This window comes from Stieleria marina (assembly GCA_007741555.1).
Classification (GTDB): Bacteria; Planctomycetota; Planctomycetia; order Pirellulales; family Pirellulaceae; genus K23-9.
The window spans coordinates 480,452-498,955 of sequence record CP036526.1 but is presented as its reverse complement, the minus strand read 5'-3'; the positions used below and the strand labels follow the sequence as shown (position 1 = coordinate 498,955).

15 protein-coding genes are annotated in these 18,504 nt (G+C 54.0%); 5 read left to right on the top strand and 10 right to left on the bottom strand.

All coding sequences use genetic code 11. From position 1 onward, the window contains the following. Positions 1-130 precede the first annotated feature (130 nt). The 3 genes from K239x_RS01820 to K239x_RS01810 are packed head-to-tail and all read right to left on the bottom strand — an operon-like array spanning position 131 to position 2,756. Positions 131-403 (bottom strand): ubiquitin-like small modifier protein 1, encoded by a 273-nt coding sequence (locus tag K239x_RS01820; protein ID WP_419189564.1) that lies wholly within the window; start codon positions 401-403, stop codon positions 131-133. Continuing rightward, the gene (locus tag K239x_RS01815; protein WP_419189563.1) at positions 400-1,182 is read right to left on the bottom strand and encodes a HesA/MoeB/ThiF family protein; all 783 of its coding nucleotides are present in this window, start codon (positions 1,180-1,182) and stop codon (positions 400-402) included. Before K239x_RS01815 ends, K239x_RS01820 begins: the two co-directional genes overlap by 4 nt. Further along, positions 1,179-2,756 carry a sulfatase family protein gene (locus K239x_RS01810; protein WP_419189562.1) on the bottom strand — a complete coding sequence of 526 codons (1,578 nt, stop codon included), beginning with the start codon at positions 2,754-2,756 and terminating at the stop codon, positions 1,179-1,181. The genes K239x_RS01815 and K239x_RS01810 overlap by 4 nt, the downstream gene beginning before the upstream one ends. Before the next feature lie 89 nt (positions 2,757-2,845). Here K239x_RS01810 and K239x_RS01805 point away from each other — a divergent pair, with 89 nt between their 5' ends. Together K239x_RS01805 and K239x_RS01800 are read left to right on the top strand one after the other, a co-directional pair. Then, entirely contained in the window at positions 2,846-3,484 is a 639-nt protein-coding gene (locus K239x_RS01805) for a hypothetical protein (RefSeq protein WP_145415982.1), read from the top strand. An 83-nt stretch (positions 3,485-3,567) separates the two neighbouring features. Further along, positions 3,568-4,302 carry a 3-keto-disaccharide hydrolase gene (locus tag K239x_RS01800; RefSeq protein ID WP_145415981.1) on the top strand — a complete coding sequence of 245 codons (735 nt, stop codon included), beginning with the start codon at positions 3,568-3,570 and terminating at the stop codon, positions 4,300-4,302. A gap of 64 nt (positions 4,303-4,366) precedes the next feature. On the opposite strand, the gene K239x_RS01795 is transcribed toward K239x_RS01800, so the two are convergent. The 5 genes from K239x_RS01795 to K239x_RS01775 form a co-directional block, all read right to left on the bottom strand. Continuing rightward, complete coding sequence (locus K239x_RS01795) at positions 4,367-6,175, bottom strand: PQQ-binding-like beta-propeller repeat protein (RefSeq protein ID WP_145415980.1); 1,809 nt, start codon at positions 6,173-6,175, stop codon at positions 4,367-4,369. A gap of 91 nt (positions 6,176-6,266) precedes the next feature. Further along, a complete protein-coding gene (locus K239x_RS01790) occupies positions 6,267-7,268 on the bottom strand; it encodes an oxidoreductase family protein (protein ID WP_419189561.1) in 1,002 nt (333 codons plus the stop codon). A gap of 19 nt (positions 7,269-7,287) precedes the next feature. After that, the gene (locus K239x_RS01785; protein ID WP_145415979.1) at positions 7,288-8,994 is read right to left on the bottom strand and encodes a sulfatase family protein; all 1,707 of its coding nucleotides are present in this window, start codon (positions 8,992-8,994) and stop codon (positions 7,288-7,290) included. A gap of 63 nt (positions 8,995-9,057) precedes the next feature. Beyond that, entirely contained in the window at positions 9,058-9,351 is a 294-nt protein-coding gene (locus K239x_RS01780) for an MGMT family protein (protein ID WP_145415978.1), read from the bottom strand. 11 nt (positions 9,352-9,362) lie between these two features. After that, on the bottom strand, positions 9,363-10,700 hold the full coding sequence (locus tag K239x_RS01775; RefSeq protein WP_419189560.1) for a class II 3-deoxy-7-phosphoheptulonate synthase: 1,338 nt from the start codon (positions 10,698-10,700) through the stop codon (positions 9,363-9,365). A gap of 377 nt (positions 10,701-11,077) precedes the next feature. Here K239x_RS01775 and K239x_RS01770 point away from each other — a divergent pair, with 377 nt between their 5' ends. Continuing rightward, complete coding sequence (locus K239x_RS01770) at positions 11,078-11,863, top strand: hypothetical protein (RefSeq protein ID WP_145415976.1); 786 nt, start codon at positions 11,078-11,080, stop codon at positions 11,861-11,863. Between the two features lie 134 nt (positions 11,864-11,997). On the opposite strand, the gene K239x_RS01765 is transcribed toward K239x_RS01770, so the two are convergent. Continuing rightward, positions 11,998-12,510: a hypothetical protein gene (locus K239x_RS01765; protein ID WP_145415975.1), complete on the bottom strand. Its 513-nt coding sequence runs from the start codon at positions 12,508-12,510 to the stop codon at positions 11,998-12,000. Positions 12,511-12,527: 17 nt separating this feature from the next. After that, complete coding sequence (locus tag K239x_RS01760) at positions 12,528-13,889, bottom strand: GDSL-type esterase/lipase family protein (protein WP_145415974.1); 1,362 nt, start codon at positions 13,887-13,889, stop codon at positions 12,528-12,530. Positions 13,890-14,085: 196 nt separating this feature from the next. On the opposite strand from K239x_RS01760, the gene K239x_RS01755 reads away from it, so the two are divergent. Both K239x_RS01755 and K239x_RS01750 read left to right on the top strand, forming a co-directional pair. Next, positions 14,086-15,486 (top strand): hypothetical protein, encoded by a 1,401-nt coding sequence (locus K239x_RS01755; protein ID WP_419189559.1) that lies wholly within the window; start codon positions 14,086-14,088, stop codon positions 15,484-15,486. Next, on the top strand, positions 15,483-18,458 hold the full coding sequence (locus K239x_RS01750) for a PVC-type heme-binding CxxCH protein (RefSeq protein ID WP_145415973.1): 2,976 nt from the start codon (positions 15,483-15,485) through the stop codon (positions 18,456-18,458). The genes K239x_RS01755 and K239x_RS01750 overlap by 4 nt, the downstream gene beginning before the upstream one ends. Positions 18,459-18,504: the final 46 nt, after the last annotated feature.

Here is an 18,504-nt window from a genome sequence, read left to right as displayed (position 1 = left end):
CGCAGTCACTGACACTAGGCGGTTCGTCTCTGCCAGGCGACGGAGCGGTGACAGATAGCCAGTGAAATCAGCAGCGACTTTTTGACAGCCGCGTTTTGACCGGCCGATCAAAACCGACAAAGAACCAGAATCACCCGCCTGCCATCGCAGGCACTAAAAAGACTTCGTCGCGTTCGCCCAATTCGGTCGCATTGCCGTCCAAGTCGCGAATGTTGTCGTCATTGACAAAAACGTTGACAAACGAGAGCAGTTCTCCGTCATTGTCAAAAAGATGTGGTTTCAAATCCGGGTACTGCTGCGTCAACGCGTCCAGCAATTTTCCGACATCGCCCGCTTCTATTTCGACACTGCGATTATCGCCCGCGTAAACGCGGTAGACGGTAGGTAGCTTTATTCGGGTCATGATTTTTCTCCCATCGATCCACAAACAGGACAGTCTTTTCGCCGAGTGACTTTCATCGTTTTGAAATCCATGTCGCGCAAATCCATTCGCACCAATCGCCCCGTCAATGGATCGCCTATGTTGCTGATTAACTTGATCGCTTCAATCGCTCCCATGCAAGCGACTGTACCCGACACCGCTCCAAAGACCGGAAACTGTCTTTTCCAGGTCGGCGGATTTTCCGGCCAAATGCACTGCAGACACGGTGACTTGCCAGGCACGACTGTCGTGATGTGGGCTTCCAATTCATACATCGCACATTCCACCAACGGTTTGTTCTGCAGCACCGCTTGCCGGTTCATTGCAAAACGCTCTGGAAAAAGCGGTGCACAGTCAACAATCAAATCACATTGCTCGACTAAACCGGCGGCGTTCGATTCGCTGACGTTTTCACCCACGGCAACGATCTCTAAACGTGGATTGAGATCCAACAGTCTGCGTTTGATCGAATCGATGCGTGGTTTGCCAAGACAATCGTGGGTCATCAGCAACTGGCGATTCAAATCACTCGGTTTGATGTTTCCAGCATGAGCCAGCACCAGTTTGCCCACGCCAGCGGCGGCCAGTTCATAGGCAACGACGCTGCCAACACCACCGACGCGAGAAACCATTACCGACGCATTCTTGAGTTTCTCCTGACCAGATTCGCCGAAGTCAGGCACCCACATTTGCCACTCGTAAACAGCACGTTCTTCGTCAGTCAGCGGCGTTGGTGGCATCGTATTGCTATGGTTATTCAATTGGAAATCACTCGATCCTCTGCGGCTTGAACATCGTCAAGCAACTGTTGCAGCTGGGCGACCACGGCCGGATGCTGCTGCCATACATTATTAGTTTCTGACGGATCGTTCTCCAGATCATACAGTTGTCCAGGTGGTCCGCCGACCTTAGCAACGTCGATCGTTTTTGGAAATGTAAATCCGCCTGAGCCACGGTGCGGAATCATTTTCCATTGCCCACGCCGAATTGCGAACGTTCCCCACAAAGAGTGATGCACTGCAAAATCACGAACAGGTTCTGTCGGTGATTCGCTCAGCAACGCGGGCAGAATCGACTTGCTGTCCGGCGCCGCCCCTGGCGGCAATGGAACATCGACGATCTGGCCGCAAGTCGCCAACAAATCAGTTAGCTCAATCAGCTGACCGGAAACACTGCCTGCGGGAACTTTGCCTGGCCAACGAACAACGAACGGTACACGGTGGCCACCTTCCCATATATCGGCTTTGGTTCCACGCAGATGGGCGTTGCCCTGGTGCCCAAACTGCTTGACGTAAGCGCCACGGGCTCGCTCCCGGTAAAACTGCACGTCGTCTTTTTCACTGGGCTTCCAGTAGTGGTAAAGCCCACCGTTGTCCGACGTAAAAACCACCAATGTATTTTTCGCCAAATTGGTTCGGTCGAGAGTTTCCAACACGGCACCAACGAACGCGTCTGTTTCGGCGACAAAATCGCCGTAGACTCCCGCGTCGCTCGTGCCTACATACTCTTGGTTGGGCGCCAACGGCAAATGCGGCGATGTAAGGGGCGCATACAGAAAGAATGGTTCGTCGTACCGAGATCGTTCTTCCAGGTATCCGATCGCTTCGCCCGCCAGTCTTGGCATCACGCCAGCGATCGTAAAATCGGGCGAACGAACCCCCGCATCCACCGAAACAAACTCCGTGCGAATCTCAGGTTGATCCCAAACGGGCAACCGAACAGGCCGATCGTTTTCGATGAAACAAAACGGCGACATGTTCAGAGAAGCCGATATCCCAAAGAAGTAGTCGAATCCGCGATCCGTCGGCCCATCCGTGATCGGCTTTGTGTAGTCGACGTTACGTCCGTCACGTGGCCGTGTCTTTCGATCGATTGGAACGGCAGGTACTCTCTGGCCATCGGTGTCAGTCCACTGCATCCCCAAGTGCCACTTTCCAACACACGCCGTGTGGTAACCCTGCTGCTTAAGCAATGATGGCACGGTCAGTTGATCGCGGTCGATCAGGGCGGGATCAAGTCCATCTAGCACTCGGTACTTCAATCGCGTCCGCCACGCATAACGCCCCGTCAAAATTCCGTAACGAGTCGGAGTGCAGACCGCCGACGGAGTGTGGGCATCGGTGAAACGCATTCCTTCTGCAGCCAGTCGATCCACGTGAGGTGTTTGAACTTTGGATTGATCGTTGTAACAACTCACGTCACCAAAACCCAAATCGTCTGCCAAGATGTAAACGATATTGGGGTGCGTCGCCGCCAACGCCTCGGGCATAGCCGCACAAAACACAACTACCCAAACCAACAAAAGCAGCCCCCGCCGGCGAGAATCGATAATCATGAACGGCTCCTTGTCGGCAGAGTTAGAATGGTCGCACGCGTTGACCGCGCTTATTCTAACGACCTCGTTCCTCCCCAACACGCTCCGCCATGAAATACCTCTCCCCGCTTTTCGCATTTGCTTTGCTTTCGTGTTCGATCTCCATGGCGGCTGACACGCCTCCCGCCAACAGCGAATTGGTCGTCGACCAATCCTTCGACGAAGCGGAACTTGGCAAAGGCTGGCACATCAACACGGGAAGCTGGAAGGTCATCAATGGCGTCTTCCAGGCCAAAGAGATCAAAGCCGATAAACATTCGGCCGCCGCACGACACGTGATTGAAACTCAAAACGCCGTCTATCAAGTTCGATTCCGATTGGTCGGTGAATCGCCAACATTCCACTTCGGCTTTGACCCCAAGCGTGGTGAACTGGACAAAAAAGGACATCTTTTCTCAGTCATCATCAATGCTCAGAAGTGGCAAATCATGAAGCACGTCGACAAAGCCAAACCCAAAGTAGATCCCAACGAAATCCTAGCGTCGGAGAAAGTCGCCTTCGAAAAAGACAAGTGGTACACACTACGCGTCACGACCTGGGGACCTTATGTGACGGCCAAAATCGATGATTCCCAGGAGCTAAAAGCGAGTCACCCAACGTTCTCGGTCAAGAAACCGACCTTGGTGTTTCGATGCATTGGCGAGAGTGTCGAACTGGACGACCTGCGTGTTTGGCGACAAAAATCTTGATTCGATGCTGAATAGCTATTTACGACCGATTGAGTCATAATCGGTGCCCCATTCCCCGCCCCCAATCGTCTTTGGAGACATCCATGCGCCGCTGTTTTACACTGCTTGCACTTCTGGCATTCGCCCTACCTGCCGTGGCAGATCACCACGAGAACCATGCCCCTGCCGCCTCACCAGACTTGAAACCTATCTTCAACGGCAAAGACCTGACCGGTTGGGACGGAGACCCGCGACTGTGGTCCGTGCGTGACGGTGTGATTCATGGTGTTACGACCGCTGAAAACGCCACCAAAGGAAATACATTTCTGATCTGGCAAGAAGGCAAAACCAAAGACTTTGAACTGCGTCTTTCGTTTCGCTGCAACGCGACCAACAACTCGGGCATTCAGTACCGATCGGCCCATCTGGAGAAAGCGTCCAACAAGTGGGTGCTCAAGGGATATCAACACGAGATTCGCAACGAAGAAGATTTCCCCAACGTTCCGTCGTTTATCTACGACGAAAAAGGCAAACGCGGTCGCATCTGCTTGGTTGGCGAGCGAGCCGAATGGAACGCAGACGGCAAAAAAGTCATCGACAACGATCTGATCGACAAAGCCGGTTTCAAAGAGCTAATGAAAGTCGACGAGTGGAACGATGTTGTCATCATTGCCAAAGGCAACAACGTCAAGCATTACCTTAACGGAAAGCTAGTCTTGGACTTCACCGACAATCATCCCGAACGTGCATTGAGCGAAGGCAACCTCGGCTTGCAGCTTCACGCTGGAAAACCAATGTGGACTGAGTTCAAGAACATTCGCTTTGCTGAATTGAACTAGCAAGACTCCCGTCGCGACACCGAGCGACGGCAGGTCGCTCGATCACTGCCTCTCACAGGTCCGGCTATTCGTCGGACTGTGAGCCGGCTTCTTCTTTTAACGGCAACTGGTAACAAGCTGCCTCCTGTGCATTGCGAAGGTACAGCCGGTCACCAATGACGACCGGGTGGTTCCAAGTCTTGCCTTCGATGGCTTTGAACTTTGCAAGTTCCTGATGCTTCGCGGGATTCGCGTCAAGCAAAACGATCTCACCACGCTCACTGATCACCAGCAGCACGCCGGACTTGAACAGCAGTAAAACCTGTCCTTTTCCATAGCGACCACGTTTCCATCGCCGCTCACCTGTTTCCACATCGATACAAGTGAAGATCTTTGCGTCAAAACCGTAAGCGTGGCCTTCATGCACCACGAAGTCATTAAAGTCCGGCTTCAGATTGCGTGATGTCCAACGCTCTTCTGCCTGAAATCCGTCGTCGCCCTGTGAGATTCGCAAACACCGGGTTTCTCCTTCGGTCGCCAGCAGAATCGAATCTCCCATCACGACTTGAGGTTGGACTGCGGTGTAGCCATCGATTTTCCACTGGTAGTTAAACCGTGATGCCCCCGATTTTGGATCCAGCAGATCAAAGCCTTTATTCGTAAACATTGCCACAAATTTTTCGTCTCCCAGACGCACCAATTGGGGAGAACTATAGGAATGGTCGCCCGCTGGTGCTGACCATTTCAAATCGCCCGTTTGGACATCGAAAGCCAACGTGCCTTTGTCGCCCTCGCCCCCTGCGTGAACCACCGCCACCGAATCGACGATCAGTGGCGATGATGAAAAACCCCAGACAGGAGGCTCTCGGTCAGCCGCTTTCCGCAAATCAACCTCCCAAATCGATTCGCCGGTTTTGGCGTCAAGCCGTTGCAGCTGTCCGCTCGCGCCCTGAACAAAAACGCTTGCTCCCGCAATTGTCGGTGTGGCCCTGGGCCCTGGTCCGCCAAGTGGATCAAAGAAACGTGATTCGATCTCGTGAGCCCACACTTCTTTGCCCGCGTCCGCCGTGTAGCAAACCACCGTTTCCTTCTCGCCACGTTGTTCCTGTGTAAACAACAAATTCCCTGCCACAGAAAACGACGACCAGCCCGGACCAACGGGTATCTTCCAAATCAACTCCGGTGCATTCGTCGACCAGTTCGTTTCTATCGCTGGCCCCTGTTGCTTACTCACTCCGCCGGGCCCACGAAACTGAGGCCATTGTGGATTGGCAAGCCACTGATCGACTTCGTCGGCTGAGCCAATTGCGGTGGCATTCAAAGGCGATTTCAATCGATCAGCCAGCAACTTTTCTTCTGCCGTCGGCTCCCAACGCCAGTGCAAATCCAGAGCAAAGTGCCCCCACATTCCTTCGCTACGCAGCAGCGTCGCATATCCAAATCCGCAGACCGCCAACAGTAGAACGACAATGGTTCGTCGAAACGAAAGACAACGGCTAAACAGGATTGCTCCGATACCGAACGCAGCCGTCCCCAGCGGAAAGGCAACCATCATGATGCCCGGCCCGATCATCGTCTTGTCTAGCAACGCCATGCTGCCGCCAGCGATGATCAATGTCCCGACAAATCCAACGATTCGCTCTTTCATCGTCGCGCGACTCAACGTCAACCACCAAATCAACAGCAGCCCGCCCAAGACCACGGGACCGATCACCGACACCATCAACAGCAGGATCGGCGCGTCTTCGATCATGGGGGGAACAAATCGCGTAATTGCCATTCCAACCAACAACACCAACGCGGGCCAAATTCGCAGCGGCCGAAAATCGCTGGATGAACCAGCAGGCTTCGCGTCGTCAGTCATCTCATTGGGATCGAGTTCCGTGTCGCTCATCGCCGTATATTTCCGTTAGTCCGCGTACTGATTTTTTAGATGTCTGCTTCTGCGCATCGCATTTGACCTGAGTTGAACTCAAATGGGCCTGTCAATCTAGCGATCGGACAACACTGACTGCAATTTTTTGGCTGTAGCCAGTCAGCTTTTGATGACCAGGACACCATCCTTCCAAAAACCGATTGAAATCCGCCCATGCAAGCGGGAACATCGTTCGCCAATTTCTTTCCAAAGCCACGGCATCGACCTGTTTCTCGCTTCGACTGATCGCTTCCCCGAGACGCTCAAAGTAATGCCACAGCAACTCTTGCTCATACTGTTCACAATCGTCATCGCTTATGCAACTGCCTAGCAAATAGGCGACATCCTTCATCCCACAGCCGCCACCGACATATTGAAAATCGACGGCGGCAACAGCATCACCTTCGGGCGTGAAGCAAAAGTTGGCGACCTTTGCGTCACCGTGTACAAATGTCTGATACGGCGATTCCCTCAGCGCCGCATCAATTTTCTTGGCGGCGTCCTTCAGCGGTCCCGCCGGCATCACATCCCATTCGTCCGGTCGCGTATCCAGATGCCAATAGGTACCGATGGACCAAAGTCTGGCAGGCTGTTCGCCAATGAATTCGGCATGGAATTCGGCTAGCCAGGACAAACAGGTTTTTACCGCGTCGATTTTCAGGCCTGACCTCCGCGCGGAAAATCCGGCTGCATCCAAATCCTCCAGGACAAATACTGCGCGTCCCTGCGAATCGTCGATCAGATAACACTTGGGAACCCGGCACCGGTCACCGCAACGGCCACTCCAATCACGGTACCAGGCCGATTCGACTTGATAGGACCGAAGCTTTCGTTGATGCGATCGGTCGGTTGACCAACCACGTGGATGACTGGCCTGACTCGGTGGCGTGACATGTTTCAAAATGACTGATGCCGCGCTGCCACCGTCGAGCGTCACTTTCAAGATCTGCCCGTAACCGCTCCAAAGCGTTTGGATGACTTCTACGCGGCTGATCGAATCCGCATCAAACAATTGGACGACCAACCGCTGCAGTTGATCGTCCATCGAATCCGAGAGAGCTTGTTTTGACATCTGAAGATCACACCGAGCGTCAATTAGCTGCTGCCGCTGCGGCGGCTTTCTTCTTTGCTTGTTGGATCTTCTTCTTTGCTTGAACCGCTGCCAATTCAGCTTCACGTCGCTTCAAAAACGCGTGTGAAATTTCGATCGCCTTGACTCGGTCCGCTTCGTCGTAGTCCCAAAATTCTTGGACAATCGCTTCGCATTTGGGGTAGTGCGAACCGTCATCGCCGTTGTCTTTTCGCATCTGTGCGAACTGCGTTTTCAGTTCATCACGGACAGTTGCATACGCAGCGTCATCGTAGACGTTTCGAAGTTCCTCGGGATCCTTTACCAGGTCATAGAGTTCCCACGCCGGTGGCGTTTGATTCTCTCCGTTGTAGTCGCAACCGTAAAAGTAAATCAGCTTGTGAGTTTTGGTACGAATCGCCATTTCGCCCGGATTGTCATGGTGCGCCATGTGCATCCAGTAACGGTAATAAGCAGCCTTTTTCCAGTCACTCGGTTCGTTACCCGTTTCGCAAATGGTGCGGAACGAACGACCCTGCATCGTCGATGGGATTTGAACCCCTGCAAAGTCCAGCATCATGGCGGGGTAGTCGACGTTTTCGATGATCGCGTCGCTGCGTGTTCCAGCAGGGATTGATTTCGGGTAGCGAACGATGAAAGGCATTCGCATGGAAGCGTCATAAGCCCAGCGTTTGTCCTGGTAGTCTTTTTCACCCAACCAAAATCCTTGGTCGCCGGTGTAGACGATCAGCGTGTTGTCGTAGAGCCCCTCTGCTTTTAGGTAGTCGATGATGCGTTTCAGATTGTCATCGACACCTTTGACGCAGCGAAGGTACTTTTTCAAATAGGCTTGGTAGGCCAATCGCTTCACTTGTTCGTCGCTAAGATTCGGATCTTTGAAATCCCACTTAAACTCATTAGGGAATTTTTGCGGCAAATCCGCGGCATACGAACGCCGCGGATTTCGTCGGCCAATCGAAGTGCCAATGTGTGGTTCCAATTCGCCGTTGTGCCCCCGCGTCGCAAGTGATCCCCAGCGATCCGGCTTGCTCCATAGCGACACCGGCTCGGGAATTTGCACGTCCGCCAGATAGTCGTCGTATCGAGGATTACTCTCGAAGTAATCGTGCGGAGCTTTGAAATGATGACAAACGAAGAACGGTTTGCTGGGATCTCGTTTTTCCTTGAACCACTCCAATGTTGAATCAGCAATCACATCCGTGGAATGCGACCCCGGGTATTTCACCATGTTTTTGGGCCACTCTTTGTCGCCTTGAATTCGAAACTCCGTATCGAAATACTTGCCTTGGCCGGGGACGACTTTGTAGTAGTCGTAATTCGGTTCGACCTTCAGGTGCCACTTGCCGATCATCGCAGTCTGATAGCCGGCTTGTCGCATCAAAATTGGCAGCACTTGTTTGGCGGGTGGAATGTTGCCGCCCAGATCGAATACGCCGTTATTGTGGTTGTAAAGTCCCGTGATGATGCAGGCTCGCGACGGTGTACAGATTGCATTCGTACAAAACGCATTGTCAAACACCATTCCTTCGGCAGCGATTGAGTCGATCGTCGGTGTTGGGTCCAAACTCTTTAGCGTTGTCGCATACGCCCCGACCGCTTGCGCAGTGTGATCGTCCGACATTACGAACAAGACATTTGGCCGATCCGCTGCTTGCACTTGCAGCGAAACAAATCCCAACAGAACAGCCAGCAAAACGCGCGTCGACATAACAGTCTCTAAGTAAAGGAAGCAATTTGTTGGGTTCTAGCATACCCCATCGCCGCCAGAGATCTATTCGCGTCCAAATCTCCCTAACGGCGACCGAATCACCCGAAAACCCTTCATCTCAACTCCTTCGTCCATCAACCGCTCGGCCTGCAGACTTGGATTGCAAGCAGGCAAATGCCCGTCGCTGTACACGACTCGCCACCAAGGCAGAACGTCGCCCGAATTGGCAAGCACAGCACCAGCAGCACGCGCTGCTCCGGGTGTTCCCGCCAGCACCGCGATGTCTCCAAAGCTCACGACCTCGCCTTCTGCCAATGACTCGACGGCGGCGATGATCCTGATCTGTAGCGGCGTCATAGTTGGTCGATTTACAGATTGCCGTCAGCAATGGAGAAAGCAATTTCCATCGCTTGTTCGTAATTGAGTCGCGGGTCGACGTTGGTTTCATAAGCACGCGATAGGTCGGTCGCACTCAGCCCGCCCGCGCCACCGACGCATTCCGTCACGTTGCTGCCGGTCAATTCCAAATGCACGCCACCGACATGACTCCCGTGATCGGCGTGAATGGCAAACGACCGGCGCAGCTCATCCAGTATTTGATCGAAATGCCGCGTCTTGATTCCGGCATCTGTCTTGACTGTATTTCCATGCATCGGATCGACGGACCACAGGACGGTGTGATCGGTCGCTGCAACCGCTTGGATGATTCCTGGCAACGAATCATTAATCTTGTCAGCACCGAAACGGCATATCAACGTGATTCGGCCGGGTTCGTGATCCGGGTCCAACAGATCCAAAAGCTCAATCAACTCGCCTGTTTGCATGCTGGGTCCGACCTTGATTCCGATCGGGTTACCAATACCGCGAAAATACTCAACGTGCCCGCCATCGATCTGCCGGGTCCGGTCTCCGATCCAAGGAAAGTGCGTTCCCAGATTGTAGTAGCGATCTCTCGAAATCGCTCGACGCGTCAACGCTTGTTCGTACGGCAATAGCAGAGCTTCATGAGAAGTATAAAAATCCACTCGCGACAGATCGTCATCGCTAGCCGCCCCAATCGAATCCAAGAAACGGAGCGATCGATCGATACCTTGCACCATCTGATGGTACTCATCGGCGCGCGATGAACGCGAAACGAAATCAAGCTCCCAAAGATCAGGATGATGAAGATCCGCGAAACCGCCTTCGGTCAAAGCACGCAGGTAGTTGAGCGACGCGACTGAATTAGCGTAGGCCTGCAACATCAGTTTCGGTCGATTTCGACGCGATTCAGGATCAAATTCGAGCGAATTGACAATGTCACCTCGGTACGAAGGCAGAGTCAACTCGCCTCGCGTTTCATCGTCTGACGAACGCGGCTTAGCGTACTGCCCGGCAATCCGGCCGACACGAATGACAGGTTTTTGCAGACCGTGAATCATCACCAAGCTCATCTGCAACAGCAATTTCAATTTCGCTTCGATTCGATCAGAGCGGCAATCGTCAAAACTTTCGCAGCAGTCTCCTCCCTGCAAAAGAAACGCCTTGCCTGAAGCCGCGTCGGCGAGCTGGCCTTTGAGTCTTTCAATTTCCCAGTTGGTGACCAAGGGTGGCTGGTCACCGAGCTTCTGCAATACAGAATCGAGCAGGGCTGAGTCGTCGTAGGTCGGCTGCTGCAGGACGGACTTTTTAGTCCAGGAAGACGGGTCCCAATTAGATTGATTCAAGTTGTTTCTCTTAAACGATTCGATACTGCAAAGTTCGGGAAGACGTACATCGCGCGACGATATTTCGGGCACTGGCATGGAATTTGGCATTGGCGACGGCCAACTGTCACCAATCGCAATGTCGCGTTTCGCCCTACTGAAGCCAAGCACAACTGTAGCAAAACGAAACAACACTGAAATCGCCCAACGAAAGTCGCATGAGTGAACGCGACATTCCCAAAACGTGTCAGGTTCACTCCAAATTGCAAAAGCGTCGTGAATACGGCTTGGAAGCGAAACCGCAAACGAGTTTGGCACGACAGCTGCATAGACCATGACTCGACTCCTGCGCCAGTCGTCTCATGCACCAATCCTCTTCGCCATTCATGGAACCGAACATGCCTCACAACGCCCAACAACTTTCCAAAGCGATTTGCATGCTCTTCATCGGCACCGTGCTGGCAAACTCACTGGCCCTTGGCGACCCCATTCGCACCGACCAAGTGCAAGACAGTGAAGTGGCGGTCAGCTTTTTTGAGGCAATCGACGGTGAGCAGATCCAGGTACGCTTCATTCCCGTGGATGCCTTTCACGGAAACATCCTGATCCATAACCAAACGGACACGCCGCTCACCATTCAGCTTCCAACCGCTTTCGCGGCCGTCCCCGTTCTGGCACAGCTGGGAGGGTTCGGGCAAGGACAACAAGGATTTGGACAGCAAGCTGCCGGCGGAGGCGCAAACCAGGCGGTTGGTGGTGGAGTGGATCAGGGCGGACAAGCGGGCGGCAACAATCGCAACCCTGGCGGATTCATGCGGATCGCCCCCGATCGACCGCGCAAATTAAAAGCAAGCACGGTCTGTTTGGAACACGGCAAACCGGAACCGAACCCACGCATCAAGTACACGATCATGCCGATCGACAAATACTCGAGCGACGAGCGAATCGCCAAATTATGCAGCGACCTGTCACAACGCAAACTCCCACGAAATGTCGCTCAGGCTGCAGCTTGGCGATTGGCAAATGGCTTACCCTGGAAGGAAATCGCCAGCCTGAATCGAATGGAATCAAAGTATCTGGGGAACATCCGCTTTTTCACAGCCCGAGAAATCGACCAAGCCAAGGAGTTCGTCGACTCGTTTGATCAGCCAACCAGCGAACGCGAACTGACGGCCACTCGCTAACTCTCGTTCTCCAACTGGTTCCAAAGTCGCACGGAATGATCGCTGCCAAATCATCGCCCCGAATGGGATGTGGCACCCGACCACTGCGATTGCTTGATAGTTTCAAACGCAACTCGAAACTTGGCGATGAACTGCTACGTCCTGGATTGCTTTTGCCAGTGATAACTGATTGCTAACAGGATCCCCACCGGAACTGCTGCGTATCGATAGACGCTGGGTCCAAAGACGGCCGTCGCATTGAATACGATAAATGCCATGAACAGCTGAATGGCTACGTCGATCGCTGGGTGCGTGGCCTTCCTGCGCACTAACGCGATCATTTGGCGAACCACATCGACGCCCCAAACAGTCGTGAACAAATAATTCACCCAGAGTCCTTCACCGCGCCGGACGCCAAACAACCTTTGCGTCTCTTGTGCAGTGTACTCCCACGCGACCGCGTGACTCCATTGATGCGCGAAGGCAAAAGCACACAGGACATGAACAGTGTACAGCGTGCACCCGAGAGTCCACAGCACGACTTGCCATCGCGTCGGCACGCGACCAATGACGCGGCAACCCGCGACAAATAAACGGGCGAAATAACAAACCATCGCCAATCGGATCGTGGCAACCAGCAAGAACTCGCCAGTGGCTTGATCGATCATGGCGTAATGCTCCTGCGCTACAGTGCCTTGATGCGAATGCGTCGGTACTCGACTTGACCACGATCGCCTTCCAATCCGATTGGCCCTGAAGTCTCTGGTACCTTAAACGCTTCTTCGATCACTTCACCGTTGCACGTGCAATGCGCCACACTGCCCTTCACTTCGACAACCAATTCGTTCCAGTCTTGAGCCTTGTAGTTCTTCAATTTCTTGTACGGACCAGCCAACGCAAAATCGCGGCACTGCAATTGTGGCTGTCGCAGAAAGACTCCGCTGTCAGCATTCGGCGTCGCGCGAAATTCCAACACCAATCGAAAATCGCCCGCAAACTCCTTGGTCGTCCACAATTGCTGGATTTTGCGTCCTTCGGGAGGTGTCGTCACGACCAGCCTGCCGTTCTTTGCGACGTAGCGTCCAGCCGGAGTGCTTGCTTTGTTGTCAAACTGCAATTCCTCCGTCACGATCGGCCAAACCGGTGCGTTTTTATCTCGGCTGAGCCATCGCTCGCGGCCTTTTTTCATCTGCTCCGTCGTCGGTAGGAAACGCCAACCGCTCAAGTCTTTCCCATTGAACAGACTTTCATAGCCGGCTTCGATCTGAAAAACGTCCGCAGGCACGTCGATCAAGCCCAGTGTTTCCAAAACGGGCGTGATTGCCAATTTCCACTTGGCATAGCCGATGCCGTTGGGATGCAGCAGATCGGGAAACTCGGACTTCTTTGCATCCCCGTTCTTGTCCGCGAACAACGTCCACGTGTCGACGACTGTGACTTGAGCATCGCCTTTGATGTCGGCTGCTACCAAGCGGTTAATCTCCTTGATCTTGTTCGCGGGTCGCGACTTTGAATCACTGCTGGGAAAAACGTTGCACCACACGATTGGCATGCTTGCGTTGTGCTCCTTTAACTCCGCCATGATCAGCCGAACATTACCAGCGATCATAGCTGGATTCGCTTTCTCTTCCAGATCATTCGTGCCCATCAGCATGACGACGCCCGCGGGATCCAGCGAAAGCACATCTTGCTGAAGACGCATCAACATGCCGCGAGTCGTGTCGCCGCTGATTCCTCGATTGGCAACGTTTGCGTTACCAAAATCACCGCGAAAATTGTCGTCCCAGCCCTGCGTGATCGAATCGCCTAGAAACACGATCGCTCCGGTTTGTTTCTCGGCGTCAGCAGCAAACTTGCTTCGGCGATTGTTCCAAAGGTTCTTAAACCAATCGTAGCTGCGGATCGGCCCGGCACCGGGCAAACCATCGTCGGTCGCAGGCAATACAAACGCCTGCGTCGGGGGCTCGGCCACGGCAGTTTCTTGCGCGGGCAGCCAACTGACAAAACCGATCCATACGTAAGCGACAATCAATAGAGTGCGGAACATAGAAACTTCTCTCTGCAAATTCTCTGTGCGAAACGACCTGGGAATTCCAGCAGTGTACACCAGTCGCGTTGGCCGCGCGACGAGACGTGACTCGCGGCGCGGCCCCCTTGGACAACCGTAAAATTCAGCTCACCCGGCAAACAAATCAGTCCATCGACGAGCTAGACTATCTGCTCCCACCTTTGAAGGAATACCAATGCATCACGCAAATCCCGCCTGGTTCCTCTGCCACCTGCTGATCGCCGTTTGTTCAGCTACCTGCGTCTCCTACGCAGATGAACCCCCACACGAAAAAAACGCTCTACGAATCGCTCGCTTCGATATCGATGTGACGCCACCCGTCGGTTTTATGATGGCCTACGACCGAGTGAAACGCGTTGACGAATTAGGCCTACGCTGCCGAGGACTTGTTTTACTCGGTTCCCAAGAACCGGTCGCCGTGTGCGCGGTGGACTGGATCGGCATCGGCAACGAAGCTCACGATGCCTTTCGCGATGCGATCGCTCGTGCCGCTGGAACAACACGAGCGAGAGTGGCAGTTCATACGCTCCATCAGCATGACGCGCCGCGTTCCGATTTTACAGCCGAACGATTGCTAAATGAAATCGGTGCAACAGACTTGGGCGCACACCAAGGATCATTTGCTCGTGAAGTGCTGAAGGAATTGGAGACTGCGGTCGCCGAATCGATTGCCAATGCACAACCCGTCACTCACGCAGGTTTTGGAAACGCGGACGTCGAAAAAGTCGCGTCCAATCGAAGGCTACAAGACGAATCCGGCCAAGTCACACAAACACGCTACACGACGTGCCGCGATCCCAAACTGCGTGCTCTGCCCGAAGGCACCATCGACCCAGCACTCTCGACACTTTCTTTTTGGAACGACGATAGCCCGATCGCCGTGCTCAGCTACTACGCCTGTCATCCACAGAGTTATTACCGGACCGGCGTTCCTAGTCCGGACTTTCCAGGCATCGCGCGAATCATGCGTGGTCAAGATCTGCCTTCCGCATTACACGTCCATTTTAACGGCGCGGGCGGCAATATCGGCGCAGGAAAATACAACGATGGCAACAAAGAGAACCGGTTGATTTTGGCCGCTCGCGTCGCTGACGCCATGAAGCGATCGCTTGCATCGACCGAAAAGTTTGCCGTTACCGCGGATGACATTGGCTGGTCCGTGCAGCCAGTCGCTTTGCCGGTCAGTCAACACTTGAAACGCGACGAACTTCGCGAGCAACTATCACAATGGAAACCAAACGAATACTGGGGCGGTCCTGAGCAACTCGCTTGGGTACTCCGATGCGAAAGCGGTCACAAGATCGACTTGGCGTGCCTGAAAGTTGGCAACGTGCGAATTTTGCACATGCCCGGCGAACTGTTTGTCGAATACCAACTGGCTGCCAAAGCCATGCGACCCGATCTGCAGATCGCGATGGCTGCCTACGGCGACTACGGGCCAGGCTACATCGGAATCGAAGAGGCCTATGGTCAGGGCGGATACGAAACCAGCGAGCGGGCCTCCAAGGTCGCCCCCAGCGTCGAAAAAGTGTTGATTGACGGCATGAAGTCTCTTTTGGGCGAGGAATCGAAATGACTTGCTATCTAAGTTTCATCGCCAAGATTTTTTGCAGTGTCGTTTTCGTGCTGACGTCTCTACTAACGGCACCTCTTGCCGAAGCAGACGATTTTTCAAGCGAGCTGCCGCGAATTCCGCCCACGGCGCCAGCAGATGCACTGAAGACCTTTGAAGTGGCCGATGGCTACGAGATGCAATTGGTCGCAGCAGAGCCCCTGATCGGTTCGCCGGTGGCAATTGAGTGGGCTGCCGACGGACGGATGTTCGTTTGTGAAATGCGTGGCTACAGCGAGGACCAAGACAAGCAGATTTCGACGATCGGCCTACTCAGTGACACGGACAACGATGGCGCCTATGACCACCGCACCGAATTTGCGAGCGGACTTGATTGGCCAACCGCAATCTACCCGTACGACGGAGGACTCTTTGTAGGCGACGCGCCAGATTTGCTCTATTTCAAAGACACTGATGGGGATGGCGTTGCGGACGAAAAAAAGGTGGTCCTGACGGGGTTTGGCACTTCCAACGTCCAGGGTCTGATGAATTCGATGCGATGGGGATTGGACAATCGAATTCATATCGCTTGCAGCAGCGTCGGCGGACAAATCAAAATCGCTGAATCGACTGGCCCGCCCGTGAACGTTCGCGGCCGCGACTTGGCGTTTGATCCGCGCACCTACGAATTCACTCCGACAAGCGGCGCTGCTCAACACGGAATGTGCTTTGACGACTGGGGACGCAAGTTCGCTTCGTCCAACAGCAATCACATCATGCAGGTGATGTACGACGACAATCGAATCGCTCGCAACCGCTACGTCAACGCTCCTTCGGCACTTGTCTCGATCGCAGTCGATGGGCCGCAGGCCGAAGTCTTCCGCACCAGCCCAGTCGAACCTTGGCGAATCGTGCGGACTCGGCTACGTGTTTCCGGCAAAGTGTCTGGACCGATCGAAGGTGGCGGCCGAGCAGCCGGTTACTTTACTGGCGCAACGGGAATCACGATCTATCGCGGCGACGCTTGGCCAGCAACGGACAAAGGCATTGCGATTGTCGGTGATGTTGGAAGCAACCTAATTCACCGAAAACGTTTGGAGCCCAGTGGGTTGGACTTCAAGGCACATCGCATGGATGCAAAAAGCGAGTTTGTGGCGTCGACTGACATTTGGTTTCGTCCCGCGCAGTTTGCAAACGCTCCTGACGGTTCTCTCCACGTGATCGATGTTTGTCGCGAAGTCATCGAACATCCCAAAAGTCTGCCGCCCGAAATCAAACAGCATCTGGACTTGACCGCGGGACGTGATCGCGGCCGAATCTACCGCCTTGTTCCCACAGGATTTACAGGGCGTCCAACACCGAATCTGACGAAGGAAAGCACCGAAGTACTGGTCACGTTGTTGGCTCACCCCAACGCTTGGCACCGCGAAACCGCTTCGCGCCTAATATTTGAAAGGCAAGATCCGACCTCAATCCGTGCTCTTCAGCAACAAGTAGCTTCCTTTGACCAGCCCGTCGCGACGCTGCATGCGATGTACGCCCTGAGCGGCTTGGATGCACTGACGGCCGACCTACTGCAACGGCCGCTACGACATCCCAACGAAAACGTCCGCCGCCATGCCGTCACACTTGCCGATCGATTCGGGCTGGTGCAAGCCTTGGCCAAAGAGATCCTGCGTCTTTCCAAAGATCCCTCGCTGGCAGTGCGCACTGAAGTCGCTTATGCGATCAGTGAAATCGTGCATCCGGATCGACAACACACGCTCGCGAGCATTGCCAAGCAGGACCAATCGATTTGGACTCGCATTGCTGTGCAAAGTTCAGTCCCTGACACCGCCGCAGAATTGTTTTCGATCTTGTTTGCCGACCCCGACTTTCGCGGCGCAGCGGCGAGCCAGCTTTTGTTGGATCTGGCCGACCAGATCAGCCGGCGAGATGTGCGCGGCGAGCTCTGGATGGCGATCAACGCAGTCGAGCTTTTCCCCGATGCGGGTGCCGCTTTCGTACTACCAATCGCTGGGCCACTCCTTCGCAAACGCGGCGACGACAATAGCAACCTCGCAAAGCTTGCCGCGGAAGGCTACCTGAAAGACATCGACAAACTGAAAGCAGAAATGCTCGATGCAGCCAAGCTGACCGCAGCCGATCAAAGCGACAGTCTCTCAAGCCGTGTCGCTGCGATCGATTCTTTGGCGTTCGGATCTTTTGCCGATATTCAAGAAACGCTAAACGACCTGATCGACCAACAGCAACCGCCATCAATCCAAAAAGCGGCCGTCCGAACTCTCGGCACGTTCAATCATCCAGGCGTCGCATCCACGCTGATCAGTTTTTGGCCATCGCTGAGCCCAGCCTTACGATCGGCCGCCACGGAGTGTCTGCTGGCACGACCAGAACGAGTCCTAACGATGTTTGATGCGGTAGACCAAAAGAAAGTCGAACTACGCGACCTTCCGATCGCACGACTGAAGCTACTGACGAAATCAAAACAGTCAAAAATTGCCCTAACAGCAAAGCAGTACCTTAGTTCCCTCGATACGGGCGGACGCGACGAGGTGGTGCAAAGCTACCAGTCGGTGATCGACGCGAAAGGTGACATCGATCGAGGACGCAACGTATTCAAAAAAAACTGCTCGGCTTGTCACAAGACCGAAGGCTTTGGAAACGAATTAGGGCCAAACCTGGCGGCCATGAAAAATCGTGGCCCGGCCGCGATTTTGACCAACGTATTGGACCCGAATCGGGAAGTGAATCCTCAGTACCTTAATTATGTGCTGCTCTCTGACGATGGCCGGACGCTCACGGGGATGATCACTTCAGAAACCGCAAACAGCATTACACTTAGCCGCGGTGAAGGAGTGAGCGAAACAATATCCCGAACGGAAATTGAAACGCTCCAAAGCACAGGCGTATCGATCATGCCAGAAGGCATGGAGAAAAACATCGACGTCCAATCCATGGCCGATTTGATCGCCTATCTAATGCAGGCCAAGTAACAGCCAGGCCATCAATCACACCACAACTCGCTTCGTCGCAGGAAGC

What these genes read in the sequence shown, in the direction of transcription:
- K239x_RS01820 (WP_419189564.1), bottom strand. Translation starts at nt 403, where the DNA reads ATGACCCGAATAAAGCTACCTACCGTCTACCGCGTTTACGCGGGCGAT.
- K239x_RS01810 (WP_419189562.1), bottom strand. Translation starts at nt 2,756, where the DNA reads ATGATTATCGATTCTCGCCGGCGGGGGCTGCTTTTGTTGGTTTGGGTA.
- K239x_RS01805 (WP_145415982.1), top strand. Translation starts at nt 2,846, where the DNA reads ATGAAATACCTCTCCCCGCTTTTCGCATTTGCTTTGCTTTCGTGTTCG.
- K239x_RS01800 (WP_145415981.1), top strand. Translation starts at nt 3,568, where the DNA reads ATGCGCCGCTGTTTTACACTGCTTGCACTTCTGGCATTCGCCCTACCT.
- K239x_RS01795 (WP_145415980.1), bottom strand. Translation starts at nt 6,175, where the DNA reads ATGAGCGACACGGAACTCGATCCCAATGAGATGACTGACGACGCGAAG.
- K239x_RS01790 (WP_419189561.1), bottom strand. Translation starts at nt 7,268, where the DNA reads ATGTCAAAACAAGCTCTCTCGGATTCGATGGACGATCAACTGCAGCGG.
- K239x_RS01785 (WP_145415979.1), bottom strand. Translation starts at nt 8,994, where the DNA reads ATGTCGACGCGCGTTTTGCTGGCTGTTCTGTTGGGATTTGTTTCGCTG.
- K239x_RS01780 (WP_145415978.1), bottom strand. Translation starts at nt 9,351, where the DNA reads ATGACGCCGCTACAGATCAGGATCATCGCCGCCGTCGAGTCATTGGCA.
- K239x_RS01770 (WP_145415976.1), top strand. Translation starts at nt 11,078, where the DNA reads ATGCCTCACAACGCCCAACAACTTTCCAAAGCGATTTGCATGCTCTTC.
- K239x_RS01765 (WP_145415975.1), bottom strand. Translation starts at nt 12,510, where the DNA reads ATGATCGATCAAGCCACTGGCGAGTTCTTGCTGGTTGCCACGATCCGA.
- K239x_RS01760 (WP_145415974.1), bottom strand. Translation starts at nt 13,889, where the DNA reads ATGTTCCGCACTCTATTGATTGTCGCTTACGTATGGATCGGTTTTGTC.
- K239x_RS01755 (WP_419189559.1), top strand. Translation starts at nt 14,086, where the DNA reads ATGCATCACGCAAATCCCGCCTGGTTCCTCTGCCACCTGCTGATCGCC.
- K239x_RS01750 (WP_145415973.1), top strand. Translation starts at nt 15,483, where the DNA reads ATGACTTGCTATCTAAGTTTCATCGCCAAGATTTTTTGCAGTGTCGTT.